Genomic DNA, 18,145 nt, shown 5'->3' with positions numbered 1-18,145 from the left:
ATCAATCCTTTTCCTTAGTAATCAAATAATTCACAATCATTGGAATCGAAAATTGCAAATATCCTCCTGCAGAATATGTAAAAACCGGCATTTTCAATTGAATGACAAAAAACGTAATAAACAACGCAAATACTATATTATAATATAAAGAATTGTACTTACACCTTCGTAAGGTTCTTGTATACATAACTATGCTCAAAGTATAAAGCAATATTATACCGACAATTCCATATGCCCATATTGCATTGACATATCCAACTGTTGAAACAGTACCAGTAACTAAGTGTCCAGTTCCAAACAGTAGATATATGATATCCTCTGGTAATTGCCACATCTCCTTTTGCAAAGTGTGATAATTAAAATTTAGCACTTGCAATAAATCCCTAGCTGTATTCTTTAATACCTCATCATTTGTTGACATAAATATATTGTTGAGAAATACAGGTAGTATAACACACCAAAGTAAGATTGCTAACATTATCAATAATAATATCAGTATGAATTTATTCCTTGTAAGTCTAGCATTTTTCCAGAAAACTAGATCAACGCTTATAAACAAAGCCATCATAATTAAGCCGGTTCGGCTATTTAGCAATGTTGCTATTAACATACAAACTGCAAAAAAATAATACTTTTTATTAGATTTTCCTAAAATAAAAGCAATACCACCGATTATACCCGTCCCATATCCAAAAGTGTCTAATAATTCAAGTGCGAACCCATAACCTCTATAATTCAAGTACTCTGAATAATTCGAATATATATCCGACAATCCCGTATTAGAACCCATTAGGCTAAGAAACGATGCTCTAATATTTGGATTTAAGTATGAAATCATTACAAATAAAAATTCAATCATTCCTGCAACTACTATGGCCTTTAAAAATTTTTCACCATCATCTTGCGAATAATTTGTCTCTATAACGCAACAAATATACAATGTAGAGATAATAATTTCAGACATCATAATAACTGCTTGATATACTAATGCCATCATATATTCGTTTTTTAGTCGATTATCATGGCTAAATAAAGTGGTAACTGCTCCAATCACAACGATAAATAAGTTAATAAAAATAATGCCATATATTGAAGTGCATCGCATCTTTTTTAATATCTTATTCACTAAGTGTCGATATTTCAAAATAATCATTACAAGTGAAAATGCTGTAATTACATGAAATATATTTAAGAATACAATTGGAGGAGCATATATTGCCAAGAATAAATAAACTGCAAGCGATATCCCCACTTTTCTATTTTTTGCAATCATATTAACTATTTACCTCTTACTATTTATCATTTATAGTTAATCTTTCACCACTATTAGCCTCAGCATAATTAGCAAATAATTGCTTATACCGTCAGAACATTATGTATCTTTGCCAATATCCTACATAGTAAAAATTTTCTTTTTTTTACCAAAAGTAAAAATATTTTTTTATATATAGGCAAACAATTAAAATATTTATTGTTTTCCCAATTTGGATACATTCTTTCAAATTTGCAAATAGTTTCCATTACAAATTGGTTATTGATATTCTTTATTTTAAATATATTAATCAACAATCCATACAGGTAATTTCTTATACCCAGAAATTCTTTTTCAGTTTCATATCCCTTACTAATATTGTCTTGGATATAGTTAAATGAAATCAATAAAGATCTATCTAGTTCTAAATCAATTCTTTTGGACAGGGAATTATTTCTATACATATAATTGTATAAGCAATCATTTACATATCCGATCTTATTTGCTTTTGCTATCAGAACAGGCACTAATGCCATGTCTTCACCATTTCTCAAATCAGGAAAATCTATATTCTCAAATATCTTTTTTTCAACAAGAAGGCAGCACATTGAATCAGGACCCATAGCTATTAATTTATGAATATTAAGTTGCTCTTTTTGTGGAAACCACGTTCTCTCACTTTTTTTCCCATTAGAATGTACTACATAATAATTACAAAATGCAATTTCATTTCCTTCTTTGACTTTTTCAAATAGCTTTAGTAAAAAATCCTTTTCTATAAAATCATCACTATCACAAAATGCAAGATATTTTGAATTAGATGATCTAATACCGACTAATCTGCTTAATGATGGTCCCTTATTGACCTGATTTTGATGTATAAAAATACTATACTCATAATTTGATGTAATACTTTTTAAAACATCAACTGTATCGTCACTCGAACAGTCATCAATCAAGTGAACATCAAAATCTCTATAGCTTTGCCTTTCAATCGAATCCAAACACTTTTTAATATAATCTGATGCGTTATAGCATGGTATAATAATAGAAATTTCAGCCATGACAAATTATCCTTCTCTATTTCTAGCAAATGTCTTAAACACCCAGCCCCTAATTTTATTAGGTAATATTTTTTGAACTATTACTCTTTTTCCTATATTTACAATATATGTTTTACCATTTATCATACCATGCTTAAACATATAGTTCTGAAGGCCTTTCTCGCTATCAAAGTATTCCTTACCACCTCGGCGTTTGTACATTTCTTCCCCAACTCTAACATTTACTAATGTTGTTCCTGTATTAGCAAATACTGCTCCATTTAACCACATACGTATCCAAAGATAATAATCTTCGTTACAAAACCAATCTTGATAACCACCTGCCGATTGAACTGCCGCCTTTTTGTACATAACTGACACATGATTCATAGCGCATCTAACTTTCATGTACTCACGTATGTCTTCATTTGATTTAGGAACTATTCTAGATCCTACGATATTATTTTCTTCGCCAATAAACTCTGTAATATTCCCACCAACAATATCTATCTGAGGATACATGTCGAAAAATTTCAGTTGCTCTTCAAACCTTGTAGATACAGATATATCATCACTATCCATACGAGCTATAAGTTCATATTTTGTGTTTTTAACAGCAATCTTTAATGCATTTCCTAAACCACCATTTTTTTCTAAACGGATAACATTGAAAATGTTATACTTTTTTTCATATTTAGCAATAACTTCATTAAGCTCATCGGAAACTGGGCCATCAACGACAAGAACAATATCGTCTGGTATTACCGTTTGAAGCTCTGTTACACTACTAAGAGCTCTATCGAAGAATACTGGATTATCACTTTTATATACAGAGATTACAACAGAGAACTTTTTTCTATTCTTCATTCTTTTGTTCATCATTGAGCCTCCAGTAATCTTTTAGCTTCATACATCTTCTGATTGTATTCTTCCTTAGTAATTCTTCCAGTCTTTAGTAAGTAATCACCAAAGTCATCTGTAATATCCACTTCATCAATCATACTGCCTTTGATACCTTTCTCTTTAAAGAACACCTGCTTAACAGTATTAATAACAATCTTCACATCGCCTAAAAAGGTAATATGTTCTATATACTCAAGATCAGTAGCCAGTTTTTCATCCCAAGATAATGCATTTCTTCCTCTTATCTGTGCCAATCCGCTAAGCCCAGGTCTAACCGAATGTCTTTTCCTTTGTACATCGGTCATGAATGTCATATCTCTCACAAGTTGCGGGCGCGGACCTATCACAGACATAGTGCCATTCAAAATATTAAATGCTTCTGGCAATTCATCCAACGAAGTACTCCTTAGCCACTTCCCAAATTTTGTAAGTCTTACCTCATCAGAAAGCAACTCTCCATTCTCATCTCTTTCATCCACCATTGTTCGAAACTTGTAAAGTTTAAATATCTTTTCATCTTTCCCTGGTCTGTCCTGTACAAACAAAACTGGTCTGCCAAGTTTCATCCTAACCAATATTGCTATTATTGCATAAAGCCAACAAAACATAATTACAGCTACCAACCCACACAGAAAATCTATTGGCCGTTTAAAGTACTCTTCATATGGACCATATGGTTCATGTTTTATCTTCATAATCTAAATTCCTTTGCATTCTAATTATCTATTTAAAACATCCCTTCACAATCTCAATAACCTGTTCCTGCTCTTCCACCGTCATCTTATTATCACTTGGCAGACACAGCCCCCTCTGGAAAATATCCATACCCACATCCAGCGGCTTTCTGTCTTTTCCAAGCGCTCCGCCTCTTATATATGCATTTGTCTTTGCTCTTCCGTTACCTTCCCTTGTCACAAATCCATTCATCCGGTAGATGGGCTGCATATGCATGGGCTTCCAGATGGGCCGCCCCTCTGCGTTGCAGGATGCCAGTGTCTCCAGGATCTCTGTGGGACAGGATTTTCCAGGTTCTGTAATATACAGAGCCTCTTGCTCACCTCTTACCTGGCGGCACATGGCCTCCGGGTTGATGAGCATGCAGGACAGCCAGAAGTTCGGCTCGCTGTTCTTGGCATCATACGGATTCATGGTCACTGGCAGGTCTTTAAAGCCTTCCCTGTATCTCTCATAGATAGCTTTTTTCCGGGCAATGTGTTCTTCCAAATAGGGGAACTGTCCTCTGACAACACCGGCGATCACGTTGCTCATGCGGTAGTTATATCCCAGTTCCTCGTGCTGGTACCAGGGTGCGTTCTCCCTGGACTGGGTAGACCACTTCCGGACTTTATTGGCTGCTTCTTCATCATCTGTCAACAGCATGCCGCCAGAAGAACCGGTGATGATCTTATTTCCGTTGAAGGAAATGCAATTGTATGATCCAAAGGTGCCTGTCTGCACACCCTTATAGGTTGCTCCCAGAGATTCTGCAGCGTCCTCGATAATGATCGCTCCATGCCTGTCGCAGACTGCCTGCAGCTCATCAATTTTTCCGGGAGTGCCGTAGAGATGGGCCATGACCACCACTTTTACCTCGGGATACAGCTCAAAGGCTTTCTCAAGGGCTATCGGGTCCATGTTCCAGGTGTCATATTCTGTATCGATAAATACAGGAACTCCTCCCTCGTAGACCACCGGATTGACAGTGGCGTCAAAGGTCATATCTGAGCAGAATACTTTCTCCCCAGATTTCACTCCCGCCAACTTTACTGCCATATGCAGAGCAGCTGTCCCTGCTGAAAGAGCCACCGCATATCTGCAGCCTACTTTCTCACAGGCCATCCTTTCTACCTCATTAATGTTCTTTCCCACGGTCGACATCCAGTTTGTCTCGTAAGCTTCTTTCACGTATTCCAGCTCAGGGCCATGCATGGTCGGGCTGGAAAGCCACACTTTGTTTTGAAATGGAACAATTGTATTCATAATCTCTTTCCTTTTTTCTTAATTTTCCCCACAAAAATAAGAGCCCCTCCGGACTCTCATTTTTATTCTCCATATTCCCTATCTCTTCACCACAACTTCCAGCCCCACCTGGGTCTCCAGCTTCCTGCCGAACATCTCCATTTCCAGGTAGGCCTTCCGCTTGTGGCGGTCTATCTTTTTGATCAGCCCCTCATGGCCTTTGAGAGGACCTCTTGTGATGATGACCTGTTCGTTCTCGATGATGCCCTCTGACATCTCCACGATCTGTTCATCTTTCCCAAACTCCAGGAGAAAGTGGATCTCCTCCTCTGTGAGGGGTACCACTTCGTCGCCGGTGCCGATCAGCTTGGTGAGCCCCATGACTTTCTTGAGCTGGAAGAACAGCTTTTCCTTATCCGGACTGACAAGGAAGATGTAGCCTGGGAAAAGGATCTTTGTCTCCTTGTGCCATTCCCCGTGATACCTTTTCATCTGCTCGCAGTAGGGGATGAAGCTTCGCTCCAGCGTCTCCTTTGAGATCAGTTTTTCGCATTGCTTCTGGATGTCCTCCTCGGTCCCTGTGCGGACCTGGACTACATACCACATGGGCAGTCCTTTCTGCTTTGCCTGTGTAAGATTCTGTGCCTGGGATCCTTATCATACATAGTCTTACAGACCATGCATAAAGATGGAGTTCCGCTTGCGGAACTCCTGCGCGCGTGCAGGCTGCGTATGCAGCATCTTCATTTCTGCACGCTGCGCATCCCTGGGTCGTCCCTCTTCGCGCTGTGTAAGGGGCAATCCCTCCGCACAACGCAAAAAGGGTATGCTTCGCCATTTTGACCGCGCATATCACCTCTGCCTTTTCCTTCTCTCAAGTATGGCATGAGGTGACTATGCATGCTCAAAAGCAAAGCATACCCTTATGACCCTTTTTGGCTCCAAACGCGGCAAAGCGACGATTTGAAGCCTTGAAGTTTTGTCTTTCTGTTTGGGACAAGTGTCTGTTCTGTCCCTATGACATTATATATAAATCTTAACTGTTTGTCAGCTGTTTTTCTGCTGTCTGCTGCTGGCCTTCCGGCTTTTTGTACTGGTAGGTGGGGACGATCTGGGCCACCAGCTCCTTGATCCGGTCAGACTCCATGCGGCTGGCCTGATCCAGAAGATCCAGTTTTTTCTTGAAGTCCTCGTCGTCCATCTCGATGGGTTTTCCGATGAAGATCAGCTTGTTCTCTGTCTCTGTCATGCCTTCCTCGTCCATAAGCAGCTCCTCATAGAGCTTCTCACCGGGACGAAGGCCTGTGTATTCGATCTTGATATCCTCATCCGGGACATAGCCGGACAGGCGGATCAGGTTCCTTGCCAGGTCGTCGATCTTGACCGGCTCACCCATATCCAGGATAAAGATCTCGCCGCCGTGTGCATAGTAGGCGGCCTGCAGTATCAGGGATACTGCCTCCGGTATAGTCATGAAGTAGCGGATGATGCGCTTGTCTGTCACAGTGACAGGGCCGCCCTCTGCGATCTGCTTTTTGAAGAGCGGGATCACGCTACCGTTGCTTCCCAGTACATTTCCGAAGCGCACAGCCACAAAATCTGTATCTGACTGGCGGTCCATCATCTGCACCACCATCTCGCAGAGACGCTTGGATGCGCCCATGATATTGGTGGGATTCACCGCCTTGTCTGTGGAGATCAGTACGAATTTATGTACGCCGTATTTCGCGGCAGCCTTGGCCACTTTATACGTTCCTTCCACATTGTTCTTGATCGCCTCGTTGGGGCTTTCCTCCATGAGAGGCACGTGCTTGTGCGCCGCTGCGTGGAAAATGATCTCCGGTCTGTACTTTTCAATGACCGAATTGACTCTCTTTGTATTTCTCACAGATCCGATCAGGGTGACCAGATGCAGGTCATGGTACTTCCGTCTCAGCTCCTGCTGGATCTCGTAGGCATTGTTTTCATAGATGTCAAAGATGATCAATGTCTTTGGCTGGGCTGAGGCGATCTGCCGGCACAGCTCGCTTCCGATGGAGCCGCCTCCGCCGGTCACCATGACCACTTTGTCTTTGAGCACCTTCATGATCTCACAGTTGTTGACCTTGACCTGGGCTCTCCCTAAGAGGTCCGTGATCTCCACATCCCTGAGCTTCGTCACGCTGACTTCCTCATTCAGCAGCTGGTAGACACCGGGTACGGTCTGCATCTTGCATCCTGTGTCCTTGCAGATGTTCAGGATGGCTTTCCGGTTGGCGCCTGTGGTGGCCGGAATGGCATACACGATCCGGGTGATCTTGTATTCTTTGACTTTCTCCACAATATCGTTGCGGTTTCCCACAATGGGAACGCCCTCCAGCACTCTTCCCTTTTTGTTGGGGTTGTCGTCGATAACGCAGCAGACCTTAGTATTCAGATGGTTGCTGCTTATCATCTCCTTGATGACAGCAAGGCCGGCCTGTCCGCCGCCGATGACCATGACTCTGTCCGCCGGTTCCTCGGCCTTCTCTTTGTTATTTTTCTTCGTCCATGAGGAAAGCAGCCTGTAGGCTATTCTGCTCCCCCCTGTCAGTACGATACTGAGGACATACCCCATAAAGAAGTAGGATCTGGGCATGTGCAGCCGCATGAAAAACATACCTGCCACATAGAGGATCAGAAGAACGATGTACGCCTGGATCAGGGTCTTCAGCTCTTCAAATCCGGCAAACCTCCATATACTGTGATACAGACGGAATGCATAAAATACAACAACGGTCACAATAACCCAGTAGGGCATAGACCAGATATAACCTTCTATATATTCTCTTGGCACAGCCGAGAAGATCAGGTCAAATCTCAAAAGCAGAGCAAGCAGATAAGAAACCAATATAGATAACACATCTATAAACGCCAGTACGATCGCCCTCTGCATCCATAAATGTTCCGAAAAATACTTTTTCATATTCTCATTTCCTTTGGTATCTATATTTTATCTTTTTCTGCAAGCCTGCGCTTGACAAAAAGCCCGATTCCGGCTGCTGCCGCCAGGGCTGCGGCTATGATCGCCATCATAGGATCAACACTCATTATGTTTGCCCCCTCCCCCTATTTCTGCCGTCATTTATATATAATACGCTTTATCCCGTCAAAACTCAAGGGTTTCCCCTTGGTTTTGACAGTTTTAACCTCTATTTTACACTGCGTCCTGCTGCCGGTCTACTGTCCGCTTAAGATCTGCTGCATCTTGCTGCTCAGAGATGCAACGACTGCGTCGTCCGGCCACATGACGTAGAGTAGCTGGCTGCCGGATGAGAAGCAGGCCTGGTTGTCGCCGGTTCCTGTGGCTGCCTGGGACTCGATGCTCCAGCTTGCTCCGTCAGAGAGCTGCATGTTGATGAACTTCGCCATATCCTCCTGGGTCATGTTTGTCTCCACGCTGTCGCTGACACTGGCAATGATCTGGTTTGCATTTGTCAGGATGGCAGGCGACATGGCTTTCTGCAGGATCGCTGTCAGTACAGCCTCCTGATTCCTGCCTCGCTGATTGTCTCCCTCTGTGAAGCTGTAGCGCTCTCTTGAGAAAGCCAGAGCCTGGTCGCCGTTCAGCGTATTGATCCCCTGCTGGAACTGATAGCCGCCGGCCTCAAAGGCATATTCTGAATTGACATCCACACCGCCCAGGGCGTCCACAATGGTGACAAGGGATGTGAAGTTCACCCTTGCATAGTAGGTGATGTCAATACCGTAGAGATTTTCCAGCGTACTCATGGACACATCCACGCCGTAGATGCCCGCATGGGTCAGCTTGTCCCTGGACTCTCCGGACACACCCGGAAGCGTCACGTAGTAATCACGGGGCGTTGTAGTCAGAAGGATCTTCTTGGTGTTCGGATTCACGGTCATGATGATGTTCACATCACTCCGGCTGTTTGTGGTGATGGGTCCAGATACATCGATACCGCTGATGTATACGTTGAAGGGCTCCTCCACATTTGTCTCTTCCTGCTCAATAGGTGTGTCAATTCCGTACTGGTAAAGGATCCTTACCTGATCGGAATATCCCTCTATGGAATCTTCGATAATGCCTGCAAAGGCTTCATTGTAGATCGCCGCGTCAATGGTTCCATCGAGAAGAGCCTGGGCCTCCTCCTGGATGCTGGGGTACTCTACCACGAGCAGCTCCCTGCCCACCGCGCTCTCAATGTCTTCCTTCATAAGCCGGGTATTTTCCTGGTCCACAGCTGTCTGTGTGCCGAAGCGGTAATTGCCTGCATCCAGAAGATTCTGCGCAAGATCGTCTTTTTTTACCACCACGATCATGTTGTCGGTCTTGTAGGTCGCGCCTCCCACGTCTTCCAGAAGCCTGTTCGCCTTGGACAGATAGACCACGCCCACTGCCAGGCAGATACTGATCAATACACTCAGCACGATCCCCAGAATAAAGATCTTGTTTTTCACATACTGCAGACCAAAGGTCAGGGCAAACAGCAGGAAAAGAACTACGATGACTGCGATCAGATATTTCACAGGCACCATGCCGCTGTTCCACGCCACGATGATAAATGCGACGGATAAGATCAGCTGCACAAGTGAGATCAGCTTTCCTGCCAGGTGTTTTTGCTTTTTTCCTCCTCCATGGGAGTGGCTGTGCTGTACCATTTTATCTATCTCCTTTTACTGTACGGTAAGGGTAAACGCAATGGGATCTGATGTGTTGCCGTCACTGTCCATCACATAGAAACTCAGGCTGTAATTACCCGGCACCGCTGTGTCATATGTACCGTCTACCATGATCTTCTGGGAGAGGACGTCCACGCTGTCCTTGTCGTCCACCATACCCTGGATCACGCTCATGGGGTCAAAACCAGTCCCCACCGCCACGGTAGCCGCTGTCGTGTTCAGAGCCAGTACAGGTCTTTCGCCGTTTGGCGTCAGTTCCGGGGTCTGGCTGGCCTGCTCTTCCCCTGTCTGCTCCTGAGCCTCAGCGTCCTGCTGTTCTTCTGTCTGCTGGACAGTTTCGGCTGTCTCCTCGGCAGACGTCTCATCTGCTGCCGGGATGTAATGGATCTTTCTTCCCTTTGTGGCTACATTTTTCGCGCTGTCGATGGCCCCGTAATAGACCATGGCAGTATCCTCCCCGGTGGGGATCACTTTGTCCACGAAAACCTGATCGGTCAGATCACCGTCCTGGTCGTCCTTGGCCGTGACTCCCTCCATCAGGGCAGTGTAGGCCTCCCCCTCCGTGTAGGTGATGTCGGCCTCTTCTATGGTAATCTCGGGGGCCGTGTGATCCTGCCCCATATATAAGACAACAGATATAATTCCAAGGACTATGCAGCCCAGTAAAAGGACCGCTCCCGCTGCGTGTAGTTTCTTCATCCTTTTATCCTCTATTTTTCCCCGTAGTTCCCGTAGTATTTTCCGTAATATTTTCCATAGTATTTGTTCTGCTTCATATTTACTTTGTTCAGAACAACGCCCAGGATCGGACATCCTGTCTTCTCCAGCTGCTCTTTCACAGTTCTGGCAAATTTATAGCTGACTGCATTGGCCGCTGTAACGAGAACAGACGCATCGCACACTCTTGCGATGACAGCGGCATCGATCACGCTTCCCAGCGGAGGCGCATCGATGATGATGTAGTCGTACACCTTCCTTGCGCTGGAGATCAGCGCCTCAAACCTTTTCTGTCCCAGGAGCTCAGAGGGATTGGGCGGCACCACGCCTGCAAACATGACGATCAGCCCTTCCTCCTGGGTCTTGTACATCACTTCATCCACCTCAGCCTGTCCGGAGAGGAAATGGCTCAGTCCCTTGACTTCCTCCGTCACTCTGTGGCGTCCTGTCAGGACGGACTTTCTCAGGTCCGCGTCAATAAAGAGAACTCTCTTCCCGCTCTCCGCGAGGGAGATAGACAGATTGAGGGATACGGTACTCTTTCCTTCATCCGGCGTGCAGCTGGTCAGCACGATCACCTTGTTGTCAGCGCCGGAGAACTCAATGTTGGTCCGGAGCGCTTTGTACGCCTCGTTGCTCCGGTAATCTTTTGTGATATTTTTTAATACAATTTCCTGCATCTTCTACATCCTCCTAGCGCTTCATCTGCTTCTGCAGCTTTTTAGAAGACAGACCTTTCACTTTTTTGGTTTTCTGTGCACCTTCCGCAATGGGAATGGATGTCAGTACGTTCAGTCCGAGATAGTGCTCCACATCGTCCGGCGTCTTGATGGTATCGTCCAGGATAAAGATCAGGATAATGATGCCTGCGGCGATCAGGATACCCAGCAGGGCGCCGATGGCAATGTTGCGCATCACATTGGGAGAGGAGGGCGCTGTAGGAAGGTTGGCCTCCTCGATCGTATTCACCGCGTCCGCCTCCATGATCTCTGTGATCTTGATGCTGACGGACTCACGCAACGCATCGGCGATCTCTTTTGCCATCTTCGGGTCCTCATTCTCCACACCCACTGTCAGGATACGGGTGTTGGCCGCATTCTCCGTTGCAATGGATTCGCTCAGCTCTGCCGTCGTCATGTCCAGATTCAGCACGGCGATCACCTGCTCCAGGACCGGTCGGCTCTTTACCAGCTCCATGTAATCCTGGGTCAGCTGTGTACCTGTCTGCAGGTCGTTATACGTTACGCCGCTGCTGTCCCCTGTCCTTGTGAGCACATACATGCTCGTCGTGGATGTGTACATGGGGGTGATCAGCAGCTTTGTCCCGGCAAAGGCCACGAAGGCCATCAGGATGCCCGCCAGGATGATCAGATGGATCTTGCTCCACAGAGCCATGAAAAGCTCTGTCAGGTCAATAGTAATTTCTTCATTTTCAAAATCACGACTTGTTACTTTCTCTTGATTCATTCCTCTTCTTTTTCCTCAGCATCTCTGCCGCGTTGCTGAAGAAAATCCTCCTCGCATAATCTTCACCATATTTTTTCTTCACGTACTCAGCCGCCTTTTTCATATGAGGCGCCCTCTTCTCATTGTCATGGGCGTCGGTCCCCACACAGAAGACCATCTCGCTCTCCAGAAGGGCTTTTACAAACTTCTTGAGTTTTCGTCCGCCGCTTCCTGTAATACTTCCTGCATTGACCTGGATCAGCACGCCCATCTCGTCCAGATATTCCACGTTGTCAAAATCTTCTCTCAGGCACTCATAGCGCTCCGCATGGGCAAGGATCACAATGTATCCCTTCATCTGGATACGCTGTATTCCCCGGTGTATATACTCAAAAGGATCGGACGGGGAAAACTCCACTAGCACATATCTCGTCCGATTCATTGTAAGTACACTATTCTCTTGCAGTTTTTCGGGAATGTCCTGCCCAAAATAGATCTCTGTCCCAAGAAAGACCTTCAGGCGATCGCTGATCTTCGCGGCTTCCTCACGCACTTTTTTCAGCTGCTCGCGCAGCTGCTGCGGCGTTGCCCTCCCCCTGCGGGGATGGTGGTGGGGAGTCGCGATGATATACCGCACTCCCTCCTGGTATGCCGTCATCAGCATCCGGCGTGTCTCCTCCATGCTCTGAGCGCCGTCATCGACTCCCGGAAGGATATGACAATGCATATCAATGTATCTGTCCATCCGCAGCCTCCTCTGCTCATGTGTGGATTTCATTATACGCTGAAATTGATCCACATTCAATAGATTATCATACCACTTTTTGTGGGAAAATTCTCTAATTTTGAAGAATTCACTTATTTTTAGCAAAAATAGCCAGTTTTACCGTGTTTACAGGCCCAGCACATCAGCAATAGCGCCCATTTCTTCCAGGGCAATGTCGATCAGATCATCAAGAGAGAGACCTGTGAATTCGATCATCTCCATGTAATCCCGGTTTGCCCCCTTGGCAAAGCGTGATTCGTTAAACCTCTTGATGACAGATTTATGCTTTACACTGGCAATCTTTTTGTCCGGATAAATCTGCGCTACAGCTTTGATGAAACCGCTCATGGGGTCTGCCGCAAGCACAGCGTACTGGAGGTTTGTCTTTGCCTTCATGCCGCACTTCGGGTTGTGTGCCTTTATGGCGTCGAACAGCACCGGATCTTCGATCCCCTCTTTCTTCAGGATCTCAACCGATGTGGGGCCGTGTACACTCATGTCGTGGGCCCAGTCGCACTGCTCCTCGTCAAGGTCATGGAGAAGTCCTACGATACCCCAGTACTCCACTTCATCCGGAGCCAGTCGTTTTGCCAGTCCCTTCATAATAGCCTCCACTGCATAGGAGTGGGTGATGTAGTTTTCGCCCTGCATGTATTTCATCAGTATTTCATGCGCCTGTTCTCTGTTCATATCCTGTTCCTCCTGTCTTTTTCATCCGCTCTATATCTTAACATATTTTCTCTGAAATGATAACCTGTTTCACGAAAAAAATGGCTGCAGCCGGTTGACCTGCTCCTTTTTGTACTGGAGGGTTGTGTGACAGTAAATATTCAGCGTAGTCCGGATGTCCGCGTGCCCCAGAAGTTCGCTGAGAGTCTTCGCGTCAATACCTGCCATGAGGCAGCGGCTGGCAAAGGTGTGCCGCAAGGTGTGGAACTTCCTGTATGGCACTTCCGCCTCCTCCAGGTACTTTTTATACCGGTACTGGAGCGTTCTGGGATCCAGAGGATCTACCTCGGAGCCGGAGAGAATGTACCCCTTCTCTTTTCCCGTCTGGCGGAATCCTTCCAGCTTCTCCCGCATAAAATCCGGAAAGGGAATGACCCGGTCCGAAGAGCTGCTCTTTGGCTTTCCCATGACAAGGACAGTCCTCTTGCCCTCCGGCTGCCGCCTCTTAAGCCTCTGCAGGGTCCGCTCCACACGGATATACCCCTCTTCCATATTAATGTCCTGCCAGGTAAGGCTGCACAGCTCCCCGATCCGAAGGCCTGTATACAGACACAGGTAGATGCAGGCCCTGCTGATGTCCGAGTGGCTGCTTAAATAAGCCTCCAGTCTTCTCTGTTCTGCCTCTGAGAAAACCTGGATCTCGGTCCGGCTTCTCTGACACTTCGCTGATATCCGCATCGCGCGGTCCAGGAACTGCTCTCTGTGCGCCTCGGACAGTCCCCGGTTCACCAGCATGATGACGCATTTTACCGTACTTCCGGACAGTGCCCTTCCGCAGCGGCAGGCTTTTCTGCTCTCCAGCTCTCCCCTGAACTGCTCCAGAAGCTCTTCTGACAGGTCGGAAACTTTCACTCCCAGAAAAAAAGGGCGGATGTGATTGGTGTAAAGCTGGTAGTACTTTGCATAGGAGGACGCAGCCAGCTGTGTCCCCTGCGCCTCAAACCATCTTTCCAGCAGCTCATTGTAGTAGATTTCTTTCTCCATTTTCTGACTCCTTTCATCCTCTGTTTCGTGTTGTACTACCAGTATAAAAAGGAATACAAAAAAACTGTGCACCGGCAGATCCTTTCTCTGTCGGTGCACAGCTGTTTTTGTCTGTTTTTTTGTCAGAAAGATGGATACCCTCTTACTCCAGGATGATCTCCTCAGAAGCGGCCTCTGTCTCCAGTTCCGGCTCCTGCTCTAAAAGATCTGTCTCCTGCGCCGGCTGGCTCTCCGGGATCTCTCCGGCGGAAGCCATGTCGTCTGTCAGGATCTCATCATCCTCTTCCTCGATGGCCAGCTCTGTGCTGAGCTTTACATCGCGGTACTTTCTCATACCTGTACCGGCCGGAATGTGTTTACCGATGATGACGTTTTCTTTCAGACCTACAAGCGGGTCGATCTTGCCCTTGATGGCAGCCTCTGTCAGCACCTTGGTTGTCTCCTGGAAGGATGCAGCTGACAGGAAGGAGTTGGTTGCAAGAGATGCTTTGGTGATACCGAGCATGATCTGCTCGCCTGTTGCAGGCTCTTTTCCTTCTGCCATAAGTTCTTTGTTCTTGTCTTCGAACTCCAGCGCATCTACCATTGTGCCCGGCAGATAACCTGTGTCTCCGCTCTCTTCCACGCGGATCTTCTTCAGCATCTGGCGCACGATGACCTCGATGTGCTTATCATTGATATCAACACCCTGCAGACGGTACACTCTCTGTACTTCCTGGATCATGTAATCCTGTACAGCGCGCAGTCCCTTGATCTTCAGGATATCATGCGGATTCACGCTACCTTCTGTAAGCTCGTCGCCGGCCTCCAGCATCTGTCCGTCCTGGATCTTGATCCTGGATCCGTAAGGAATAAGGTATGCCTTGGACTCGCCTGTCTCGTCGTTGGTAACGATGACTTCTCTCTTCTTCTTTGTGTCGTTGATGACAGCTTTTCCTGCAAACTCGGTGATGATGGCAAGACCCTTCGGTTTTCTCGCCTCGAAAAGCTCCTCCACACGGGGAAGACCCTGTGTGATATCGTCACCGGCCACGCCTCCGGTATGGAAGGTACGCATGGTAAGCTGTGTACCCGGCTCACCGATGGACTGAGCAGCGATAATGCCGACAGCCTCGCCCACCTGTACAGGCTCGCCGGTGGCCATGTTGGCGCCGTAGCATTTTGCACACACACCGTTGTGGCAGCGGCAGGTAAGGATGGTACGGATCTTGATCTTCTTAGGTGTCTCGCCGTTCTCATCCACACCTTTCTTCATGATCAGCTCTGCCCTCTTCGGTGTCACCATGTGGTTTGCCTTTACAAGGACATTGCCGTCTTTGTCTTTGATGCTCTCGCACAGGTAGCGTCCTGTGATACGCTCCTGCAGGCTCTCGATCTCCTCGTTGCCCTCCATGAACGCCTGCACGTACATGCCCGGGATCTCATCGCCTTCCCGGCGGCAGTCCACTTCACGGATGATGAGCTCCTGGGAAACGTCTACCAGACGTCTTGTCAGGTAACCGGAGTCAGCTGTACGAAGAGCCGTATCGGACAGACCTTTACGCGCTCCATGGGCGGACATGAAGTACTCCAGTACGTCCAGACCTTCACGGAAGTTGGACTTGATAGGCAGCTCGATCGTACGTCCTGTCGTATCTGCCATCAGACCACGCATACCGGCAAGCTGTTTGATCTGCTTGTCAGAACCACGGGCTCCGGAGTCCGCCATCATAAAGATGTTGTTGTATTTATCCAGACCGGAAAGCAGCGCCTCTGTCAGGGCATCGTCGGTTGCCTTCCATGTCTCTACGACTTCTTTGTAACGCTCTTCCTCTGTGATAAGACCACGCTTGAAGTTCTTTGTGATCCTGTCCACTGTCTCCTGGGCCTGAGCGATCATTTCCGGTTTCTGCGGCGGCACGGTCATATCTGAGATAGATACGGTCATGGCCGCTCTTGTGGAATATTTGTAACCGATGGCTTTTACATTGTCCAGCACTTCCGCCGTAGCTGTAGCGCCATGGGTATTGATAACTTTCTCAAGGATCTGCTTTAACTGTTTCTTTCCTACGTGGAAATCAATCTCCGGGAGAAGCTCATTTTCCTCGATCTCACGGTCTACAAATCCAAGATCCTGGGGAATGATCTCATTGAAGAGCATCCTTCCAAGTGTGGAGGAGATGGTTCCTGTCTTCACACTTCCGTCCGGCATGGTCTTGGACACACGCACCTGGATCTTTGAGTGAAGTGTGATAGCTTGGTTCTCGTAGGCCAGGATCGCCTCGTTTACGCTCTTGAAGAATTTACCTTCTCCTAAGGCTCCCGGTCTCTCCTGTGTCAGATAGTAGATACCAAGGACCATATCCTGTGAAGGAACGGCCACCGGTCCGCCGTCTGACGGTTTCAGCAGGTTGTTCGGTGAGAGCAGAAGGAAGCGGCACTCTGCCTGAGCCTCCACAGACAGCGGCAGATGGACAGCCATCTGGTCTCCGTCAAAGTCCGCGTTGTAGGCGGTACATACAAGGGGATGAAGCTTGATGGCTTTACCCTCTACAAGGATAGGCTCAAATGCCTGGATACCCAGTCTGTGCAGCGTAGGGGCACGGTTCAGCATAACCGGGTGCTCCTTGATAACGTCTTCCAGCACATCCCACACTTCCGGCTGAAGTCTCTCCACCATTTTCTTGGCGTTTTTGATGTTGTGAGCTGTTCCGTTCTGTACCAGCTCTTTCATAACGAAAGGCTTGAACAGCTCGATAGCCATCTCTTTTGGGAGACCGCACTGATAGATCTTCAGCTCCGGTCCCACGACAATAACGGAACGTCCGGAGTAGTCAACACGTTTTCCCAGAAGGTTCTGACGGAAACGTCCGGATTTTCCTTTCATCATATCGGACAGAGACTTGAGGGCACGGTTTCCGGGTCCTGTGACCGGACGTCCTCTTCTTCCGTTATCGATGAGGGCGTCTACCGCCTCCTGCAGCATTCTCTTTTCATTTCTTACGATAATGTCCGGCGCGCCCAGCTCAAGCAGGCGTTTCAGACGGTTGTTTCTGTTGATGATCCTTCTGTAAAGGTCGTTCAGGTCGCTGGTGGCGAAACGTCCGCCGTCCAGCTGTACCATAGGACGAAGATCCGGCGGGATGACCGGGATGGCTGTCAGGATCATCCACTCCGGCTTGTTGCCGGACTCCCGGAAGGCTTCCACAACTTCCAGGCGCTTCACGATCCTTGCCCTCTTCTGGCCGCTGGCCCCTTCCAGGCCTGCAGTCAGCTCCTCGTACTCCTTGTCAAGATCAATGGTCTCAAGAAGCTCCTTGACAGCCTCCGCGCCCATTCCCACGCGGAATGCGCTGCCCCATTTTTCTCTTGCTTCCTGGTACTCCTGCTCGGAGAGCACCTGTTTGTACATCAGGTCTGTCTCTCCTTTGTCCAGCACAATGTAGGAGGCAAAGTAGAGCACTTTCTCCAGCGTTCTGGGGGACAGATCCAGGATCAGTCCCATACGGCTGGGAATTCCCTTGAAGTACCAGATATGTGACACCGGGGCAGCCAGGGCGATATGGCCCATACGCTCGCGGCGCACGCTGGATTTTGTCACTTCAACGCCGCAGCGGTCGCAGACAACGCCTTTGTAACGGATCTTTTTATATTTACCACAATGACACTCCCAGTCCTTGCTGGGTCCGAAGATGCGCTCACAGA

General features: G+C 47.3%; 15 protein-coding genes. All 15 read right to left on the bottom strand.

Annotation, left to right across the window (positions count from 1 at the left end; genetic code table 11):
- Window position 1: 1 nt before the first annotated feature.
- Window positions 2–1,273 carry a hypothetical protein gene (locus tag Q5911_RS12105; protein ID WP_303183108.1) on the bottom strand — a complete coding sequence of 424 codons (1,272 nt, stop codon included), beginning with the start codon at window positions 1,271–1,273 and terminating at the stop codon, window positions 2–4.
- Window positions 1,274–1,356: 83 nt separating this feature from the next.
- Window positions 1,357–2,316: a glycosyltransferase family 2 protein gene (locus Q5911_RS12100; protein ID WP_303183106.1), complete on the bottom strand. Its 960-nt coding sequence runs from the start codon at window positions 2,314–2,316 to the stop codon at window positions 1,357–1,359.
- A gap of 6 nt (window positions 2,317–2,322) precedes the next feature.
- Window positions 2,323–3,177 (bottom strand): glycosyltransferase, encoded by an 855-nt coding sequence (locus Q5911_RS12095; protein ID WP_303183104.1) that lies wholly within the window; start codon window positions 3,175–3,177, stop codon window positions 2,323–2,325.
- Window positions 3,174–3,893 (bottom strand): sugar transferase, encoded by a 720-nt coding sequence (locus Q5911_RS12090; protein WP_303183102.1) that lies wholly within the window; start codon window positions 3,891–3,893, stop codon window positions 3,174–3,176. Before Q5911_RS12090 ends, Q5911_RS12095 begins: the two co-directional genes overlap by 4 nt.
- A gap of 28 nt (window positions 3,894–3,921) precedes the next feature.
- Entirely contained in the window at window positions 3,922–5,178 is a 1,257-nt protein-coding gene (locus tag Q5911_RS12085; RefSeq protein ID WP_303183099.1) for a DegT/DnrJ/EryC1/StrS family aminotransferase, read from the bottom strand.
- A 78-nt stretch (window positions 5,179–5,256) separates the two neighbouring features.
- Window positions 5,257–5,763 (bottom strand): antiterminator LoaP, encoded by a 507-nt coding sequence (loaP, locus tag Q5911_RS12080; protein ID WP_281725751.1) that lies wholly within the window; start codon window positions 5,761–5,763, stop codon window positions 5,257–5,259.
- 430 nt (window positions 5,764–6,193) lie between these two features.
- Complete coding sequence (locus tag Q5911_RS12075; RefSeq protein WP_303183096.1) at window positions 6,194–8,101, bottom strand: nucleoside-diphosphate sugar epimerase/dehydratase; 1,908 nt, start codon at window positions 8,099–8,101, stop codon at window positions 6,194–6,196.
- 254 nt (window positions 8,102–8,355) lie between these two features.
- Window positions 8,356–9,798 (bottom strand): LCP family protein, encoded by a 1,443-nt coding sequence (locus Q5911_RS12070; protein WP_303183094.1) that lies wholly within the window; start codon window positions 9,796–9,798, stop codon window positions 8,356–8,358.
- A 15-nt stretch (window positions 9,799–9,813) separates the two neighbouring features.
- Window positions 9,814–10,518, bottom strand: coding sequence for a hypothetical protein (locus Q5911_RS12065; RefSeq protein ID WP_303183092.1), 705 nt, complete (start codon window positions 10,516–10,518; stop codon window positions 9,814–9,816).
- An 11-nt stretch (window positions 10,519–10,529) separates the two neighbouring features.
- Window positions 10,530–11,216 carry a polysaccharide biosynthesis tyrosine autokinase gene (locus Q5911_RS12060; RefSeq protein ID WP_303183090.1) on the bottom strand — a complete coding sequence of 229 codons (687 nt, stop codon included), beginning with the start codon at window positions 11,214–11,216 and terminating at the stop codon, window positions 10,530–10,532.
- 13 nt (window positions 11,217–11,229) lie between these two features.
- The gene (locus Q5911_RS12055) at window positions 11,230–12,003 is read right to left on the bottom strand and encodes a YveK family protein (protein WP_303183088.1); all 774 of its coding nucleotides are present in this window, start codon (window positions 12,001–12,003) and stop codon (window positions 11,230–11,232) included.
- Entirely contained in the window at window positions 11,975–12,727 is a 753-nt protein-coding gene (locus Q5911_RS12050) for a CpsB/CapC family capsule biosynthesis tyrosine phosphatase (protein ID WP_303183086.1), read from the bottom strand. The genes Q5911_RS12055 and Q5911_RS12050 overlap by 29 nt, the downstream gene beginning before the upstream one ends.
- A gap of 147 nt (window positions 12,728–12,874) precedes the next feature.
- Window positions 12,875–13,438: an HD domain-containing protein gene (locus Q5911_RS12045; RefSeq protein ID WP_076779560.1), complete on the bottom strand. Its 564-nt coding sequence runs from the start codon at window positions 13,436–13,438 to the stop codon at window positions 12,875–12,877.
- A gap of 69 nt (window positions 13,439–13,507) precedes the next feature.
- Window positions 13,508–14,461, bottom strand: coding sequence for a tyrosine-type recombinase/integrase (locus tag Q5911_RS12040; RefSeq protein WP_303183084.1), 954 nt, complete (start codon window positions 14,459–14,461; stop codon window positions 13,508–13,510).
- 142 nt (window positions 14,462–14,603) lie between these two features.
- The coding region (rpoC, locus tag Q5911_RS12035; protein ID WP_303183082.1) for a DNA-directed RNA polymerase subunit beta' at window positions 14,604–18,145 on the bottom strand (3,542 nt) is incomplete at its 5' end.

It is taken from the genome of Lachnoclostridium phocaeense (assembly GCF_959599685.1).
In the GTDB taxonomy this organism is placed as follows: domain Bacteria; phylum Bacillota; class Clostridia; order Lachnospirales; family Lachnospiraceae; genus Claveliimonas; species Claveliimonas monacensis.
The sequence above is the reverse complement of the archived record's forward strand: the minus strand, read 5'-3'. Positions and strand labels throughout refer to the sequence as shown.